Genomic DNA, 17,274 nt, shown 5'->3' with positions numbered 1-17,274 from the left:
TGACCTGCTGCATGAAGTCATGCAGCAGGGCATTTCAGTCTTTCATTGCTTTACATAACTGCCTGGCGCTGGCTCCAGAGGCGGGAATTTGTCATTCCCTATGTGCGCAACCGCTGGTTGGCGCTCGCCGGAGTGTCCCGCCAGCCAGTTGAACCAGTCATTCCACCAGCTACCGGGTTGCTGCTCAGCATTCTTGAACCAGGTCTCCGGGTTTTTCGTGACCCGATTATTGGTCCAGTAATGGCGCTTCTGCTTGGCCGGTGGATTGATGACGCCGGCGATATGCCCTGAAGCTCCTAATACAAAACGCTTGGCCCCGGAGAGCAGGTTGGTGCTGGCGTAGGCGCTTTTCCAAGGCACGATGTGATCGTCATGGGTGGCGAGGATGTAAGCGGGAGCGTCAATTGCACGCAAATCAAGCTTGACCCCACAGCACTCCAGCTCGCCTGATTTCAAATCGTTCTGCAGATAGGTGTGGCGCAGATACCAGCAGTACATCGGCCCCGGAAGGTTGGTGCTGTCGTTGTTCCAGTACAGCAGATCAAGCGGGATCGGCTTCTGCCCCTTGAGGTATTTGTCGACGTTGTAGTTCCACCACAGCTCGTTGGGGCGCAGTAGGGAAAAGGTATTGCCCATGTCCTCACCACGAAACAGACCGATGGGACCATTCATGCCGCCGATGGTGCGCTCTCGATAGGCCACCAGTTCTTCGTCGACGAATATGTCGATGGGACCGGTATCCAGGTAGTCAAGGAACGTGGTGAACAGGCTCACGCTGGCGATCTCCCTGTCGCCGCGTGCAGCAAGTACTGCCAGCGCCGTGCTCAGCAGGGTGCCGCCGATGCAGAAGCCCACGCAATTGAGTCGCTGCTCGCCACTGATATTGCGGGTCACCTGCAAGGCGTCGATTACCCCGTGCTCAATCAGGTCATCCCAGGTGGTGCCAGCGTGTTCCTCGTCAAAGTTGCGCCAGGACATCAGGAATACGGGATGTCCCTGTTCCAGCAGGTGGCGGACCATCGAGTTGTCCGGGCGCAGATCAAGGATGTAGTACTTGTTGATCGACGGAGGTACGACGAATACCGGGTGTCGGTACTGGGTTTCGCTTTGCGGGTAGTACTGAATCAGCTGGAATAGGTGATTCTCGAAGACGATTTCGCCGGGGGTGTTCGCCAGATCGACGCCAACCTTGAAGGCGTCGCTATCACACTGGCGCATTTTGCCTTCGTTCATGTCGCTGGCCAGATGCTGCATACCTGTGAGCAGGCTGGCACCTTGAGTCTCAACCACACGCTGGAGCGCATCAGGGTTACTGACCAGGAAATTGCTTGGCGCACTGGCGGCAATGGCTTGCTCCACCAGATAGCGCAGGCGTTGGCGCGGTTTTTTTTCGTCGATCAGCAGCTTGTCCAGCAGTTTCAGGAGAAAGCTTGCGTTGAGCAGGTAAAACGCAGCGAGGGAGCCGAACAGTGGCTCGCTCCAGTTGCCGCTGGAGAAGCGTCGATCATCGAAGCTGAAGGGTTGGCCGGTCAGCAGTTTTTGGCCGAGTTGGCCCCATTGAACCTGGTAGTCCGCTTGAAGGCTGTCCAGGGTTTCGCGAGGCAGCTCGAACCAGGCGCCGTGCTCATGCCCGGAAAACCACGGATTAGTGCTGACCCATAGGCGTAATTGTTGCACTGCAAAGGAAGCGATGAACGGAACCTGGCCTGACCAATAGGTTTTGAATGTATGCGCGTTGTTGTCCATAAAGTTCCTTGCCCATACAGATGAGCCGGGCAGAAAAAAGCCGCGCTTTGCCGGACTCCGGCATAGCGACGGCAGGAATGCGGGCAGCGTTGACTGACGCCAACCTGATGCGCGGAACAAGGGGCCCAAGTCCGCGCATGGGCTACTCAGATGCCGTTGGTTAGCGCTCGATAGCCAGGCCGACGCCTTGTCCGCCGCCGATGCACAAAGTGGCCAGCCCCTTCTTGCCGTCGCGACGGATCAGTTCGTGTACCAGCGACACCAGAATCCGTGCCCCCGACGCGCCGATCGGATGGCCAAGGGCGATCGCGCCGCCGTTGACGTTGACTTTGCTGGTGTCCCAACCCAACTCTTTGCCAACCGCCAGCGCCTGGGCGGCGAAGGCTTCGTTGGCTTCGATCAGGTCCAGGTCCTCGACACTCCAGCCGGCCTTTTGCAGGGTCAGGCGTGTAGCCGGGACTGGGCCGATGCCCATGATCGACGGGTCCACGCCGGCGCTGGCATAGGCTTTGATCCGTGCCAGTACCGGAAGGCCGAGCGCTTGTGCTTTAGCGGCGCTGGCCAGCAACAGCACGGCCGCACCATCGTTGAGGGTCGAAGCGTTGCCGGCGGTCACGCTGCCGTCTTTCTGGAATGCCGGTTTGAGTTTCGCCAACGCTTGCGCTGTGCTGTCGATACGCGGCTGTTCGTCGGTGTCGAAGACCAGCGGTTCGCCCTTGCGCTGAGGAATCAGGATCGGGGTGATTTCGCTCTGGAAACGCCCTCCCTCAATGGCTGCGGCGGCTTTCTGTTGCGAGGCGGCAGCGAAGGTATCCTGTGCTTCACGAGAGATCTCGTACTTCTGCGCCAGATTCTCAGCGGTGATACCCATGTGATAGTCGTTGAAGGCGTCCCACAGGCCATCCTGGATCATGCTGTCTTGCAGTTGCGCATGGCCCATACGCAGGCCGGTGCGTGCCTTGGGCAGAACATAGGGGGCCAGACTCATATTTTCCTGGCCGCCAGCGATGACCAGTTCCGCGTCGCCGCAACGGATTGCCTGGACGGCGAGATGGACCGCCTTGAGACCGGAGCCGCAGACCTTGTTCAGGGTCAGGGCAGGCGTGGTGTGTGGCAAACCAGCTTTGATCGCTGTCTGGCGTGCCGGGTTTTGCCCAGCGCCGGCAGTGAGTACCTGGCCGAGTATCACTTCATCAATTTGAGCAGCATCGATACCGGTCTGCTCAAGCAGGCGGCGAATCACTGCGGCACCCAGTTCGGTCGCGGGAATTGCAGACAGAGCACCCTGGAAGCTGCCAATGGCGGTACGAGTAGCGGCAACGATTACGACTTCGTTCATGCGTGACCTCATCGAAAAGACAAAATTCGTCGAACAAACCAGGGCATTCCTGCCCTGATCGGGGTTACTGCATGTTCATGCCGCCGTTTACCGAGAAATCGGCACCGGTGCTGTAGGCGGACTCATCGGAAGCCAGCCAGGCTACGATCGAGGCGATCTCTTCGGGTTGGCCAAGGCGACCAACCGGAGTTGCTGCGATCATGCCTTCGAGAATGTCCGGACGAATTGCCGCAGTCATGGAGGTCTGGATGTAGCCTGGGGATACGGTATTGACGGTCACGCCCTTGCCGGAGACTTCCCGGGCCAGTGCCATGGTGAAACCATGGATGCCAGCCTTGGCGGCGGAGTAGTTGGTCTGACCGAACTGGCCACGCTGACCGTTGATCGAGGAGATATTGATGATCCGCCCCCACCCGTTGGCCAGCATGCCTTCAATGACCTGCTTGGTGGTGTTGAACATGCCCGTCAGGTTGGTCCCGATCACGCTGTTCCAGTCTTCCGGGGTGAGCTTGCGAAAAGAGGCGTCGCGAGTGATGCCGGCATTGTTGACCAGCACATCGATCGGGCCGAATTGTTCACGAGCCATCTCGAAAGACTTGCGGGTCGTCTCCCAATCGGTGACGTCGCCATAGATGCACTCAAACTGATAACCCGCCGCCAGCTGACTGGCAATCCAGTCGTCCTTGCGGCTGGAATCAGAGCTGCAGCCGACGATTACCTTGAATCCTTCCTTGTACAGACGCTGGCAAATTGCCGTACCAATGCCGCCCATACCACCCGTTACCACAGCAATACGACTACGCGACTCCATATTTCTACTTCCTTTTTTTTTGCGCTGCAGGAGAGAGGATTGTTCGATATCGACGGGCCGTGCGGAAGTGTTTGAAGGTGACGTTTTCATGTCCATTGGTGCCACGCGGGGGAGGTGCTCGCTGGCAAAAAGTGAGGAGTACCTATACTGGGGTCAATGTTTGAAACTGAATGGATGGTTAATATTCCTGCAACGTAGTTGAAATATGTTCAACGCATGTCAGTATCGGCTCCGGACAGGACGTTCGGTTCCATTGGTCACTGAGGACGCCATGTATAGAATGAGTTCAGGTTATGCCAGCATGCTGGCAAATACGTTTTTGGCCCAAGGACTGGACCTTGCCGGTCTGTGCCAAGAGGCGGGACTGGATGTCGAGTTCGTGAATAAACCAGGAGCATTCTGCGAGCGAAGCGTTATCTATCGTCTTTGGGACCTGGCTGCTCAGGCTTCGGATGATCTGAATATCGGTTTGAAAGCCTACGGGGAATTCCATCCCAGCAGTTTTCAGATCGTGGGCTACACGATGATGTCCAGTTCGAATCTGAAAAGGGCGCTTGAACGTCTGGTTCGTTTCAGCCCGCTGATTGGCACCGGATTAAGCCTTTTCTTTGTCCCGGAGCAGCAGCATTACCGACTGGCCAGCCTCGAGCATCAACAACCTGGCTCGGTCAAACCCCGGCAATATACGGATGCAGGCTTGGCGTCGCTGCTGGGTTTCTGCCGTTGGCTGGCGGGTGGCAAGTCGCTGCAACCGTTGAGTGTGGAGTTCACTTATCCCGAACCTGAAGATACCTCCGAGCATCGACGGTTGTTTGGCTGTCCGCTGCGTTTCGGGGCGGCTTATGACAGCATCTTGTTCGATGGCCAGGAGCTTCTGAGTCCTTTGAGTATGGCCAACGAGGCGTTGGCCATACTCCATGACAGTTTTGCCGAGGCTCAATTGGACCTGTTGTCCGGCTACTCTATTGTTGGCAGGGTTCGCGCGCTGATTAACGAGCGCTTGAGCCAGGGGCAAGGCCAATGTGATATGGAATCGATTGCGGCGGCACTGAACATCAGCAAGCGAACGCTCCAACGAGGCCTTGAGAAGGACGGCACACAATTCAAGGATGTCCTGAGCGATGTGCGCCGGCAGTTGGCCGACTTCTATTTGCGCCATTCTCATTTCAACATGAAGCATGTGACTTACCTGCTCGGCTTTCATGATCACAGCAGCTTCCATAAGGCATGCACCCGCTGGTTCGGTATGACCCCCGGTCAGTATCGAACCGACGAGTCGTTGCTTATGCTCGAGGAACTCGCGCCGGTTAGACTCATGAACCCCGTCGGTTTGCGCAGAGATCAAAAGATCGCAGGCTTCGCCAAACGGATGCACCGCTAGTCCCTTGTGAAGGCGCATTGAGGCGTTCATTGAGGCTTTGGACCTTTTGTCCTTTTGCTCGCTTTGCGTTTTGGGGCTTTAGCTACGATGACGGGGGCGGACGCCGGTGTGATCTCCGACGGCAGCACTGCCACAAACGGGGATGGCTCCAGAGGGGGCGCCTGCTGAATGACATCTGTTTCACTGGGCGGTTGGGTCAGGCTGAAGCCCGGCAGGGGGACTTCGAGTAGCGCGTGCAGTTCACGCCAGAATTCCCGTTCAGCTCCAGTAATTGTCAGCAGTTCGGGCATCAATTGCCCAACGGCTGCGAGGACCTGTTGGCGTGCCTTGGTGTCCGGGAGTAGCAAGGGCAGGCTGCGTAAGCTTTCTTGTGGGTGGGCAAAAACCAGCAGGTTCTGCAACCGGATGGCTTCGCGCAGGGCTGCAGGCTCATTGCTGTAGTCCTGGACCAGCAGATGCACCTGCTGGATCAGTTTTTCAATGCTTTCCTTGCCCGCCTTGTCGCTGTCGCGGCCCAGCAAAAACAGAATCCGCACCAACGCTTCCAGCGGGCCCCCATGGGGCAGTGCATCCTGCAGGCGTTCGATCAGGGCTTGGTCTTGCTGATCAGCATGTGCCTGGAGATTTCGCACAGGCTTGTTGCTGGTGAGGACACTCAGTGCGCCGTAAATGCCATAGAAACACAGCTCCTGGGTGGCATCGCGGATATCGCGATAAGCATTCAGGGCGTCTTGCGTCTGGTTGGAGAACAGCTCCTGCCAGGCCAGCAACGGGTTATCTTTGCATGCAGGACGACGATCACTGCTGACTTGGGAGGCGGTCCCGGCCAACCACCACAGCGCCGGGTTCAGGCTGCTCCATAGCACTTGCTGTTGGTGGAAGGGATGCGTCCTGCGCATCAGTTCGGCAACCGGCTCGTTGACTATCTGACGTAGCCACGGGCGTATGAACCCGTCGTAAAGCGTGCTGTTGATTTCAGACGCACGCTCCACCAGAGAGAATTCGCGATCGTCATCACGAGTCGGCTCGACGTCATCATGGATATCGGCGATTCGCCTTGATTCGAAACGCACTCGGTATTGCACGTCACCGCTGCCTGAGGCGGCCGGCAGATCGTCGATCAGCATTTCGTATAGCCCTGCCGGCAGCGCATTGATGGCTTCGACCGCACCGAGCAACCCACGGTGTTCACGTTGCGCCACCTTGCCGGAAACAAAAATGCCCAAATGGCCGATGCTGGCGTGCCGCAGGTAGACGATGGTACGTCCTGCGTCATGCAAAGCGAGATCGCTGGGATAGACATCGGCGATCCAGTTCAATGCCTGCTGTGGAGGGGTGATGTTGTCTCCGTAGGAGCAGAACACCACCACCGGTACTTCGATCCGTTTCAGGTCAATGCCGGAGCTCTTGCGGCCGAGACCGCCGGACAACTGGTTGCCGATGAAAAGGTCATCGACAATCATCTCGATTTCTTCGCCATTGAGCAGGGTCGGGCTGCCCCACCAGCGTTCGAAGTCGAGGAAGCGTGCAGCCTCGCTGTCGACCTGGCTGAACAACTGGTAGTACTTGCCCCAATAGGTGTTGGCCGGGTCCAGGTTTTCGAAATTGCTGACCAGCCAGGTGCCGTCGAAACGGCCATTGCCCAAGTCGCTGCCCAGGCGTGCCATCCAGCCGCCACCCAGCAGGCCACCGGTATAGCGCATCGGATTGCGTCCATTGACACCGGCCCAGTACGACAAAGGGGCACCATTGATAATGATCAACCCTGGCAGTTCCGGCCGTGTTGCCGCCAATCCCATCAAGGCCCAACCGGCCTGGCAGTTGCCGATGATGATCGGCTTGCTGTTGGCCGGGTGAAGGGCACTGACGACTTCGATGAACCGGGCCTGGGCTTCGACAATATCGGCCAGGGTTTGCCCAGGCTGTGGCGAGTGACTGAAAGAAATGAAATAGGTGGGGTGGCCGGCTCTGAGGCTTTCGCCTAATACCGAATCCTGTTTGAAACCGCCGATTCCCGAGCCGTGGCCGCCGCGTGGGTCAATGATGATCACCGGCTGGCCGTTGCTGTCGATTTTTTGCTCTGGCCCGGGGAGGATTTGCAGCAGTGAATAGTTGACCGGGCGCGGGAGATCGGCGCCTGCGATCAGGGTTTCATGATCGAACTTGAGCAGCAGCGGATACCCGGCGCGTTCATGGGCCAGTGTATTGTCGCCGCGCTGGCGCAGGGTGTCCCAGAACAGCAGGCTGCGTTGAGCGAGGTCGGTGAAGTATTCCTTCCAGTCAGCGGGCGTGGGTTGTCTGAGTTGGCCCCGCTTCAGAGGCATGAGGGTTTTTTCCTGGCGCTGGCGCAAAGCATCAAGGACGTTCAGGGTATTGAGGCGCTGCAGATGACTCAGGTGTTCGAACAGACCGCGTTGAGAGGAGAGTCTGTCATATTGCGATGCAATAATATCTTCCTGGCCCATGGTGATCTCCTGGCTTTATGCATGAGAAGCAGCTCGCCTGTATCTCATCATTAAAGAGAGCTTGGCTGGCCGTTCGCCTTTCAGGAGTCTATAGCGAATAGTGGCGGGAGGTGAAAGATTATTGTGCGGTGCACAAAAAAACATTGCCAAACGAATTTGTGCACTGCAATATCAAGGCTAACGCGATGATCGGCAGGATCGCTATCGCGTCCTCAGGCTCATGTCGGCCTTTCAGAATCAGGAGATTCAAGCATGACTTTTTTTAACTCGGAAAAATTGCAAGACGCTCAGAAAGCCAACCTAGACCTCCTGCAGCAAATCAGCGGCAAAATCTTCGCCAGCGTTGAACAGCTCACCCAATTGCAGATCAAGACTCTGCAGGCCTCCACCGAGGAGCAGTTCGACGGTTTGCGCAAACTGCTGGCAGTCCGTGATCCACAAGGGTTCGCTGAGCTCCAGGCTTCTTTCACCCAGCCAAATGTGCAAGCCGAACGCCTGGCTGAGTTCAATCGTCAAGTACACGCGCTGATTGTTGGCACCCAGTCGGAAATCGCCCAACTGACCACGCGTCAGGTCGAGGCGGGCACCAAGCAGGTGCAAGAGTTCGTTGAAGTGATCAGCAAGAATGCACCGGCTGGCTCCGAGCCTGTTGTGGCAGCGTTCAAGTCGTCGCTGGCCAATGCTGGCACCGTTTTTGAAAGCGCACAGAAAGCCGTAAAACAGGCTACTGACGTTGCCCAGAGCGGTTTCGAGGCAGCGACTGCAGCAACTGCAGCGACTACCGCAGCCGGGAAAACCGCGCCAGAGACTGGCAAGGCAACAAGCGGTAACAAGTAAGTCAAGTTAGAACGGTTACACCGATGGCGATGGGTTTATTCCCCATCGCCATTTTTTTTCGACCCGCCACCCGCGCCTGGCTTGCCTGACGGTGTGCCGCCGAACAGGCCAAAGAGGTTCTGAGTGTTCAGGTAGAGGGCTTTTGACTGGTCGACGTACTGGCGCATCAAATCCTGCATGACCGGTGCTTGCTGATGCATGAACTCACCCCAGGCTTCAGAGGACTGAGCGCCGGTCTGGGTCTGGATGTCGATGACCGTCTGGATGCTTTTGTCCAGGTAGCTGCCGAGGACGCCCTGGTAAGGACCGTAGAACTGGATAATCCCCATGAGCATCTCAATGGAGAAGATCGGCTCACCACCACTTTCGGCTTCCAGAATGACCTGCAGCAAAATACTTCGCGTCAGATCCTCGCCAGTCTTGGCGTCGACCACCTCGAAGGGGATTTTATCGATGACCAATTGACGAATATCCGCAAGGGTCAAATGACTGCTGGTGTGCGTGTCATACAGACGGCGATTCGGGTACTTCTTGATCAGACGGGTGGTGTTCCGACTGTTATCTGTCATGTGGGGCTACTCACAGCGAGCCTGATTTGCAGGCATCTTATCCTACTCTGACCACTGCCACTCCAATGCGTCGCCTCACGCGGCACGCGCTGGGTGGTCAGCGTACGAACTTTCTTCATCTTTTGAGTGCTGAGCTTGCGAGGCTGGCCACTTCGAGGCAGGGGCGTTCAATTCCTCAAGACCCGCCTGCGGATAGCGTTTTCGTCATTTGAACACCACAGGTTCTGGGGTCTGGGCTGATTGCTGATGTCTCTGGGCGTTAATCCAACACTCTGTGCACCTGCTCCTAAGTTGGCTAAGCAACGCTGAGCAAACAGGGTGCGCTTCTGAGATCGCCACATAGGTTAGCGTGGGGGGAGGGACCAGCTAAAAACGCAGCAAGCGTAACGCTTTACGCAACTCTCGGAAATTGCCTACAAGCCCGGCGAGAGTCACCCCGATATCCTGCTTGCCGTGCGAAACAAACCCTTCCACACAAAAACGCCGCTTTCCTGATCTGGATAAGCGGCGTTTTTTTACGCACGTGTCAGAGGCTGCTCCCACGCATCAGCGATGTCATTCGCGGTTGCTAAATCTCGTGCGGTATCATGATTTAATACCATGAACAATAAACAACTCAGCACCCTCAAAGCCATATTTTCAAGACCCACCCCCGGCCACCATGGAGTGGTCCCGCATCGAATCCTTGTTCAGCGCTGCAGGGGCCATAACCATCGAAGGTAATGGATCGCGAGTACGTTTTGAACTGAACGCAGTGGTCGCCACCTTCCACCGGCCGCACCCCGACAAAGAAGCCAAGCCCTATCAGGTGCGTGACGCCCGGGCTTTTCTTGAACAAGCAGGAGTTACCCCGTGAACGTAATGAACTACAACGGCTACTCAGCCCGGATCGAATACAGCGATGAAGACGGTCTGTTTGTCGGCCACATTGCGGGCATCAAGGATGTTGTCGGGTTTCACGGCGAGTCAGTCAAAGAACTTCGCACCGCATTTGAAGCGGCCGTCACCGATTATCTGGAGACTTGCGCCAAACTCGGCCGCACCCCACAGAAACCCTATTCAGGCCATCTCAGTCTGCGCCTGGCCCCAGCCCTTCACGCGACGGTTGCTGTGAAAGCTCAGTTAGCCCACAAAAGTATCAATCAGTGGGTTGCTGATGTTCTTGATCGCGAGGCGCATGCTTAAGCAGTGAATAAGCCGATCCGGCTGTAGACTGCTCAAACTCTTCGAACGGAATCGATATCATGCTCCATCCTCACGCCAGTTTTCGCGGCGCAGCCAAGCTCATCGCGGCTGTGTCGATTGTTGCCATGTCATCAATGGCCCTCGCATCCGCCCCTGCAACTTTTCCCGACGCTGAAGCCAGTGACCCTGCCAAACTCGGCTGGATGGTCGGTTCGCCACCCCCCGCTGATCGCACAGTGCGTTTTGAAGACGGCAGCTATTTCCAGTTCCCGGCAATGCGCTGGAGTGTTTCGAACTTTCGGCAACTGATGCCGACGATCAACGTTTCTCGCGGCCTGGGGGCTCCGGTTCCTCTGGAGATAGCACTACGCAAAGATATCGACGGGATCAGTTTCGTCCCGCTTGGCGCCAGGGCACCCATGACCTGGGAGCAATCCCTCGCGGGAAAGTTGTCTACGAGCGCTATTTCAGCGTTTGATGCGCTGGCTGAATTTCTGAACAGCAAGGAACACCCATGATCACCACCACAACCCACTCCATTGAAGGCCGACAAATTACCGCCTACCTGGACATCGTCAGCGCCGAGTCGGTGCAAGGGATCAACATTGTTCGAGACGTATTTGCCGGGATGCGCGACTTTTTCGGCGGACGCTCCCAGACACTGGAGCGAGCGTTGAAAGAAGCACGCATTCAGGCCACCGATGAAATCAAGGAGCGGGCGCAGGCGCTTCAGGCGGACGCGGTGGTCGGGCTTGATTATGAGATCAGTATGCCGGCCGGCAAAGGCGGGATGGTCGTGGTGTTCGTGACCGGGACTGCGGTCAAGTTGGGGTGAAAGGTGAGAAGCCATTCGTCGCTCACGGGGAAATAAGAACGGCAGGTCCATTAGTGACCGTCTAGTCTCAAAAACCTTGGCGGTCGATATTGTTCGGCAAAAGGGCTTGCCGGTGTCGATCCCGTTTTTTGACAAGGGGTGAAGAGATGGCTGATCCGTATATCGAGGACGATGGCGCAGAGTTTCCGATCAACAATTCCGTACGGTGTGGCCAGACCCAGTATGTGGCCAGTTTCGGCGAGGACCAGACAGAGGTCGACAAGATCAAGACCAGGGCGTGCCGGGTACTGAAGGGCAAATTCTTACCCAGGGTGACAGCACCGGTCAGGAAGTAACCGAATGTTAGGCAGACCCCGTCATTGAACGGGGTTTTTAATGTCTGAAAGGGTTTTATGACAAGTATTTTAAAGTGGTGATCTTTCACAAACTTTTCACAGCAGTCTCCGTAGTCTCGACTCATCCGTTAGAAAGCAACACCTGGCCCGTTTCCCCAGCGGGCTTTTTTTTGTCCGTCATAAAACCTTTTCCAGAAATGCTGTCCAACCGTCGCCAATCGCGAAGTTGGACCGGCGTGCTGGACTTTATCCGCGCAAAAGCATTCAATCTCGCCCCCCTTTTTGTTTACCCCTTTTTTTTGAGGTTTTTGTCATGCGTTTAACTCTGCCTGCTCTGGTTCTGGGGCTTCTGGTTGCTCAAGGTGCAATGGCTGGTGACGGCACTGCCGCGCTGGGCGGTGGCTTGGGCGGCGCGTTGGGTAACGTGGTCGGCCAGAAGATGGGCGGCAGCACTGGTGCAGCGATTGGTGCGGGCGTCGCTGGCGCGGCGGGCAGCGCAGTTGCCGCCAAAAAAGGTCATCGCACCAGCGCTGCTATCGGTGGCGGTGTCGGCGCGGCCGGTGGTTCGGTGATCGGCAATAGCCTTGGCGGCAAGTCCGGAGCCACCATCGGTGCAGGCCTGGGCGGTGCATTGGGCGGCGGCGTAGGCAGCAACCTGGCCAATGGTCATAAGCGTCACTGATCCTGATTCATATTTGAAAAGAGCCCGGCCTGATGCCGGGCTTTTTCATTTATGAACGTTTCACGCCGCAGCAGCTCAAATCTTCCATACTCAGGATGAATGCGAGGCGTGCCATGAACCAGAAACCCAGCGGCAAAAAAAACGGAAGCCTGAATGCTCGACTATTGATGGTGCCTGCGATTGTTTTTGGATTGCTGGTCTCTCAGGTGGCATTGGCGGGAGGTAATGGAGATGCCGCCGTGGGTGGTGGTCTTGGTGGGGTGCTGGGCAACGTTGTCGGTGGCCAGATGGGTGGCAGCACGGGGGCAGCGATTGGTGCCGGAGTCGGCGGCGCGGCCGGTAGTGCCGTTGCCGCGCCCAGGCACAGCCGTACCGAGGCAGCGATAGGTGGTGGTTTGGGCGCGGCGGGTGGATCGGTGGTCGGCAACAGTCTTGGCGGTTCGACCGGATCGGCCATCGGTGCAGGCCTGGGCGGTGCAGCCGGCGGTGCGGTCGGCAATGATCTGGGGAGTGGCAGCGGTCACTCCCATTCCGGTGGCGGTTATAAACATTCGAACAAGCACCACAAAAAGCATCACTGATTAAGCGAGGCATCCCATGACTCCGAAAACCGAAGGCAAGGAAGAAAAAGATCCGAGTGGACTGCCATTTATCAACGATCCCGGCAATGAAGATCCGGGATCGCTGATGGATGATGCGACGGTGCCGCTTAACGATGCTGATGATTTGGGCGATGTGGGGAATATTGAGTTGGAGGATGAGGAAGAGGACGAAGATTGATCGAGTCGTGTTACCGGATTGACCGGTTGTCTAGCTGATCGAATGCGTCCATCGCCCAGTCCTCGATATGTCGTGGCCTGAGTCTGCGTGATGCAAGTATCGGTTTGGAGGTATTGGAGAGGGCGCATTGGGTTCACCCTCATCAGTCTTTGCCCCGCTCACCCCATTTGTCGCCGAGCCTGCGGCCTTGTTCGCCAGTGGGCAGTTCCCCCTCGACCCCAACGGATCAACCCACCCAGTCGGGTTCCGGGTGTACCGATACGGGTTCAATCCTGCGGCCAACTTGACTGGATTCGGCGTCAGATAACGACCGATGTCCGGATGGTAGTAGCGATGCCGGTTGTAGTGCAGGCCGCTCTCAGCATCGAAGTATTGCCCCTGAAACCGTAGCGGCTGTTCGAGTCGCTCGCCGTCGCCGTGACTCAGTTCGCGCAGTTTGCCGTGGGCGGTGTATTTGGCCGACCAGACGATGACGCCGCCGTAGCTGGTCAGTTCCTGCGGGATGCCGAGGTGGTCGAGTTGGTAGTAGAGCGGGCAGGCGTCTACCCGGCCTTTGCCGTCGAGCAGCGCCAGCGGGCGGAAGCTGCAGGGCTCGTAGACGTAGCTGCGGTAGTGTCGGGGACCGCTTTCGGCGATGAGTTGGTCGCCTTGCCAGAAGAATTGCGTGGTCTGGCCGTCGACGGTTTTGCCGATGCGCCGGCCGAACGCGTCGTAGCAGTAGCTGACACGTTTACCGTCCGGGGTGCTGACGCCGATCAGGCGGTGCTGGCTGTCGTAGGTGTATTCGGTGACCTGGGTCGGCATACCGCGGCGTTCGCGGATCAGGTTGCCGAAGGCGTCGTAGTCGTAGTGGCTGTCGAAACGGCGACGCAAACAGTTGCCCTGAAGCACACACGGGCCGGGGCGGTCGTGGATCAGCAGGTTGCCGGCCGGGTCGTGGGTGAAATTCTCCGCGAACTGGTCGCGGGTGTGGCGTACGCCGGTCAGGCGGTCGAGCGCATCGTATTGGTAGCGGCGTGAACCGTGGCGGCTGTCGGTAATCTGCAGGAGGTTGCCCTTGATGCTGTAGGCATACTTGCGGCGAAATAGCGGTCGGTGCTTTTGGCCGACGGCATGGGCCTGCAAACGGCCTTGCTCGTCGTAGGCGTAATCGCTGAGCAGCAGGCCCTGTTGGCGCTGTTGTTCGCGCCCGCCGATAAAGCGATGGTTGGTCAGGCGCGTGCCGTTGAGGTCAATGGCCGTGAGGTCGCCCCCCTTGGCGTGGTGGTAGACGAGGACACAGGCGTCCGGCAGGCGCAGGCGCTTGAGCCGACCGCAGGCATCATAGCCGTAACTCAGGGTGCCCCAGCCCTGACGCTCGGAGATCAGCCGGTCCTGGCGGTCGTATTCGAACGCCAGCGGATGGTCCTGGCCGTCATCGACGCGGACCAGTCGCCCGAGGTTGTCGTAGCGGTACTCGACCTTGACCCCATCGGGCAAGGTTTTGACCAGTAACCGCCCAGCGCTGTCACGTTGATAACCGGTAACCAGCAGCGAACCGTCGTCGCCAAACTCGGTTTTCTCCAGCAATTGGCCATTGAGGTCGTAGCTGTAGGTGGTATGACGGCCATCAAAGCCGGTTTCCTGTCGGATCAATCCACCTGGGGTGTAATCCAGCCGGTAAGTGTCGCCAACCTCGTTTTCGATCTCGGTGAGCAACAATTGCGCATGGTCGTAGCGGTATTTCAGCGCGCTGCCGTCGGGGTTGATCCGACGGCTGACCAGGCTCAGGTCGTCGGCGTATTCGTAACGGGTTACCCGTCCCAGTTCGTCGGTGTCGGCGGTGACCTGGCCATAGGCGTTGTAGCGATAGGCACGGCGGGCACCGGAGGGCCGCGTGGTCCGGGTCAGTCGACCCAAGGCGTCCCATTCATAACCGGTGACCGCACCGTGTTCGTCCTGCCGGGTAATCCGCCGCCCCAACGCATTGTAGGAAAAAGTGCGCTGAGCACCGTCCGGCAGGGTCTCTTCCAGCAATTGTCCCAAGGCGTTCCAGACAAACCGGTGACCGCTCTGGTCGGGGAAACGAATTGTCAGCAAGCGCCCCTGCGAGTCGTAGAAATAGCGGGTGATCTGCCCGTCGGGATCGGTGACGGCAGTGATGTCGCCCTGGGCATTGCGCTGGTAGCTCCATGTCGCCTGACCGCAGGTGCGGGTATGCAGGAAACCGTTGCGATACTCGTAGGACGTGAGCGCCTCATCCGGCGCAAGCAGCGCGATCAACCGGCCGACCTCGTCATAATGGTATTCGGTGACAGCGCCGAGGGCGTCCTGTTCGGCGATCAGACGGCCCTGATCGTCGTAGGCCTTGTGCTGCTCACCGCCATCCAGCCCGACGTGGTGTAGCAACCGTGCACGGTCGTCATGAACGTAAACCTCTTCGCTACCGTCGGCGTTGTTCACCGTCACGCCGCCTTGATCGTCCCAGGCGTAACGCGCCTCCATCTGCGCAAACGAGGCCCAGTGATGAATGCAGCGGGCCGCCTTGCCGGAGCGTTCCCACGCCCAGAAGAAACTCGCGCCGCCAGCCAGTTGCCGTTGCAGGATGATGTGCTGATCGTCGTAGTCATAGCGCTCGCTTTCACCCGCGGCATTGGTCGCCTCGATCAGACGCTGGCGGGCGTCGTAGCGGTAGCTGACCAGTGTCTGCTCGGTGCGCCAGGTGGACGCCTTGGGGCCGCTGCGCTGAAACACCTGATAGTCGACGGCCACCAGGTGCTTGACATCGTAACGCAGCAACAAGGCGCGATCGGCGCCGTTGTCCAGGCGTTGGATCCGGTCAAAGCGGTCCCGCTGCACCGTCACGTGGTTGCCGTAGGCGTCGCTGATCGCGCTGAGCCGGCCGCCATGAAAGTGGTAGAACCGCGCGCGGTCGCCGGCCAGGGCGAGGATCAGTTCGTCCGGCTCCTCGCCGAGGTAAATCGCCGCCCGCGACAGGCTGTTGTGGATCACCGGGCGCGTCGCCGTTGGCCGTGGAAATGGCGTACGGTGGTTTTCGGGGTCGATCCACAGCACCCGCTCGTCGTGGAGTTCCAGGTGCTGGGACAGCGAATGGCTCCAGCCAAAACCGAGGCCGGTGTCGAGTTCGACGGCACTGGTGCGATAGATGCGGTTGAAGTCGAACGGCAAGATCCCGTCGAGGGTGCTGTCCGTGAAGGTCAGCAATACTTCGCCGGTGACCATCGACACCGGGCAGTTGTGGGTGGCGATGCACTCGATTGTGTCGATACTGGTGGCGAACCTGTGCAACTGTGTCAGTGGACCGCTGGCGGGACATGCCAATACCTTTTGGGGATCGAACATCTGCAGACTTTCGCTTGGCGGAATGTAGGACGTGAGACTCTGCGGAGGATCTTCAAGGAAAGAAGTCGGGAAAGTTGGCGTTTGATGTAGGGCGAATCGCTAAATCACGAGAGCCATTCGACGTGGATCAGGATTTCATCGTTGCTCTAAGCCAGCGACGCTCGCTATGCTGCTGAATCCTTTAATCCATTCGGGGGCGGGCTTCACCTGCGCCGCCCGGGATGCCCTGGAAAACGGATCAGATGCGATGAATGCACCACTGAAAACATTCGGCCCGATCAAGGCCGTGATTTTCGATATGGACGGCTTGTTGCTGGATACAGAGGGCATCTACACCGAAGTCACGTCCATCATTGCCGCGCGTTACGGGCGGACGTTCGACTGGAGCATCAAACAGAACATTATCGGCCGCGGTGCAGGTGATCTGGCGTGCTATGTGGTTGAAGCGCTGGACCTGCCGATTACCGCCGAAGAGTTCCTGATAATCCGCGAACCGCTGATGCGCGAGCGTTTTCCTACAGCGCAGGCAATGCCTGGCGCACAGGAGCTGGTACGGCATCTGAAGGCCAACAACATACCCATTGCCGTGGGCACCAGTTCTTCGAGCCAGTCGTTCGGCCAGAAAACCACCCTGCACCGCGACTGGTTCGCCTTGTTCGACTTCATCGTCACCGCCGATGACCCCGAGGTGGGTGCCGCCAAACCGGCACCGGATATTTTCCTGACGGCGGCGCGGCGTCTGGGCGTTGCACCCGAAGATTGCCTGGTGTTCGAGGATTCGCCCTTTGGTGTTACGGCGGCGAAAGCAGCGGGGATGACGGCGATTGCAATTCCGGATGCGGCAATGGCCGACGCCAGGTATGCACACGCCGATGGCATTCTTCGTACGTTGAAGGCGTTCGAGCCGGGCGCTTGTGGTTTACCGGCGCTTGAGTGGACCTGACGACTGAAAATCTGGGAGCGAGCA

At 58.1% G+C, this 17,274-nt stretch carries 16 protein-coding genes and 2 pseudogenes; 11 read left to right on the top strand and 7 right to left on the bottom strand.

Going from position 1 to position 17,274, the window contains the following annotated elements; genetic code table 11:
• Window positions 1–42 precede the first annotated feature (42 nt).
• The 3 genes from phaC to phbB all read right to left on the bottom strand — a co-directional run bounded on the left by phaC (window position 43) and on the right by phbB (window position 3,896).
• Complete coding sequence (gene phaC / locus AC1DKH_RS12685; protein WP_477798323.1) at window positions 43–1,746, bottom strand: class I poly(R)-hydroxyalkanoic acid synthase; 1,704 nt, start codon at window positions 1,744–1,746, stop codon at window positions 43–45.
• Between the two features lie 160 nt (window positions 1,747–1,906).
• Window positions 1,907–3,085 (bottom strand): acetyl-CoA C-acetyltransferase, encoded by a 1,179-nt coding sequence (locus AC1DKH_RS12680; protein ID WP_477752573.1) that lies wholly within the window; start codon window positions 3,083–3,085, stop codon window positions 1,907–1,909.
• 64 nt (window positions 3,086–3,149) lie between these two features.
• A complete protein-coding gene (gene phbB, locus AC1DKH_RS12675) occupies window positions 3,150–3,896 on the bottom strand; it encodes an acetoacetyl-CoA reductase (protein ID WP_477752574.1) in 747 nt (248 codons plus the stop codon).
• Between the two features lie 271 nt (window positions 3,897–4,167).
• On the opposite strand from phbB, the gene AC1DKH_RS12670 reads away from it, so the two are divergent.
• Window positions 4,168–5,277: an AraC family transcriptional regulator gene (locus AC1DKH_RS12670; RefSeq protein ID WP_477798322.1), complete on the top strand. Its 1,110-nt coding sequence runs from the start codon at window positions 4,168–4,170 to the stop codon at window positions 5,275–5,277.
• A 26-nt stretch (window positions 5,278–5,303) separates the two neighbouring features.
• Here the strand turns inward: AC1DKH_RS12670 and AC1DKH_RS12665 are convergent, their stop codons facing one another.
• Window positions 5,304–7,742, bottom strand: coding sequence for a DUF3141 domain-containing protein (locus AC1DKH_RS12665; RefSeq protein WP_477798321.1), 2,439 nt, complete (start codon window positions 7,740–7,742; stop codon window positions 5,304–5,306).
• A gap of 252 nt (window positions 7,743–7,994) precedes the next feature.
• On the opposite strand from AC1DKH_RS12665, the gene phaP reads away from it, so the two are divergent.
• On the top strand, window positions 7,995–8,579 hold the full coding sequence (phaP, locus tag AC1DKH_RS12660) for a TIGR01841 family phasin (RefSeq protein ID WP_477798320.1): 585 nt from the start codon (window positions 7,995–7,997) through the stop codon (window positions 8,577–8,579).
• A 35-nt stretch (window positions 8,580–8,614) separates the two neighbouring features.
• Here the strand turns inward: phaP and phaR are convergent, their stop codons facing one another.
• The gene (gene phaR / locus AC1DKH_RS12655) at window positions 8,615–9,148 is read right to left on the bottom strand and encodes a polyhydroxyalkanoate synthesis repressor PhaR (RefSeq protein ID WP_477752578.1); all 534 of its coding nucleotides are present in this window, start codon (window positions 9,146–9,148) and stop codon (window positions 8,615–8,617) included.
• A gap of 59 nt (window positions 9,149–9,207) precedes the next feature.
• A pseudogene (locus AC1DKH_RS12650) lies at window positions 9,208–9,441 on the bottom strand (IS630 family transposase); the annotation flags it as partial.
• A 368-nt stretch (window positions 9,442–9,809) separates the two neighbouring features.
• Here AC1DKH_RS12650 and AC1DKH_RS12645 point away from each other — a divergent pair.
• The 8 genes and pseudogenes from AC1DKH_RS12645 (at window position 9,810) to AC1DKH_RS12610 (ending at window position 12,965) form a co-directional block, all read left to right on the top strand.
• Window positions 9,810–10,004, top strand: coding sequence for a type II toxin-antitoxin system HicA family toxin (locus AC1DKH_RS12645; protein ID WP_477752579.1), 195 nt, complete (start codon window positions 9,810–9,812; stop codon window positions 10,002–10,004).
• A complete protein-coding gene (locus AC1DKH_RS12640; protein ID WP_477752580.1) occupies window positions 10,001–10,333 on the top strand; it encodes a type II toxin-antitoxin system HicB family antitoxin in 333 nt (110 codons plus the stop codon). Before AC1DKH_RS12645 ends, AC1DKH_RS12640 begins: the two co-directional genes overlap by 4 nt.
• Window positions 10,334–10,392: 59 nt before the next feature.
• Window positions 10,393–10,808: pseudogene (locus AC1DKH_RS12635) on the top strand (6-aminohexanoate hydrolase); the annotation flags it as partial.
• Window positions 10,809–10,847: 39 nt separating this feature from the next.
• On the top strand, window positions 10,848–11,168 hold the full coding sequence (locus AC1DKH_RS12630) for a YbjQ family protein (RefSeq protein WP_477752581.1): 321 nt from the start codon (window positions 10,848–10,850) through the stop codon (window positions 11,166–11,168).
• Between the two features lie 146 nt (window positions 11,169–11,314).
• A complete protein-coding gene (locus tag AC1DKH_RS12625) occupies window positions 11,315–11,503 on the top strand; it encodes a hypothetical protein (protein WP_104449968.1) in 189 nt (62 codons plus the stop codon).
• A gap of 313 nt (window positions 11,504–11,816) precedes the next feature.
• Window positions 11,817–12,185 carry a hypothetical protein gene (locus tag AC1DKH_RS12620; RefSeq protein ID WP_007988063.1) on the top strand — a complete coding sequence of 123 codons (369 nt, stop codon included), beginning with the start codon at window positions 11,817–11,819 and terminating at the stop codon, window positions 12,183–12,185.
• A gap of 113 nt (window positions 12,186–12,298) precedes the next feature.
• Window positions 12,299–12,766 (top strand): hypothetical protein, encoded by a 468-nt coding sequence (locus tag AC1DKH_RS12615; RefSeq protein WP_477798319.1) that lies wholly within the window; start codon window positions 12,299–12,301, stop codon window positions 12,764–12,766.
• A 16-nt stretch (window positions 12,767–12,782) separates the two neighbouring features.
• Window positions 12,783–12,965: a hypothetical protein gene (locus AC1DKH_RS12610; protein ID WP_477798318.1), complete on the top strand. Its 183-nt coding sequence runs from the start codon at window positions 12,783–12,785 to the stop codon at window positions 12,963–12,965.
• A 30-nt stretch (window positions 12,966–12,995) separates the two neighbouring features.
• Here the strand turns inward: AC1DKH_RS12610 and AC1DKH_RS12605 are convergent, their stop codons facing one another.
• Window positions 12,996–16,307 (bottom strand): RHS repeat-associated core domain-containing protein, encoded by a 3,312-nt coding sequence (locus AC1DKH_RS12605; protein ID WP_477798317.1) that lies wholly within the window; start codon window positions 16,305–16,307, stop codon window positions 12,996–12,998.
• Window positions 16,308–16,554: 247 nt separating this feature from the next.
• Between AC1DKH_RS12605 and AC1DKH_RS12600 the strand changes: the two genes are divergently transcribed.
• Entirely contained in the window at window positions 16,555–17,250 is a 696-nt protein-coding gene (locus tag AC1DKH_RS12600) for an HAD-IA family hydrolase (protein WP_477752584.1), read from the top strand.
• Window positions 17,251–17,274: the final 24 nt, after the last annotated feature.

The sequence above is a fragment of the Pseudomonas sp. 05L36 genome (genome assembly GCF_056398125.1).
Note: the sequence above shows the minus strand (reverse complement) of the source record. Positions and strands in the feature narration are given on the sequence as shown.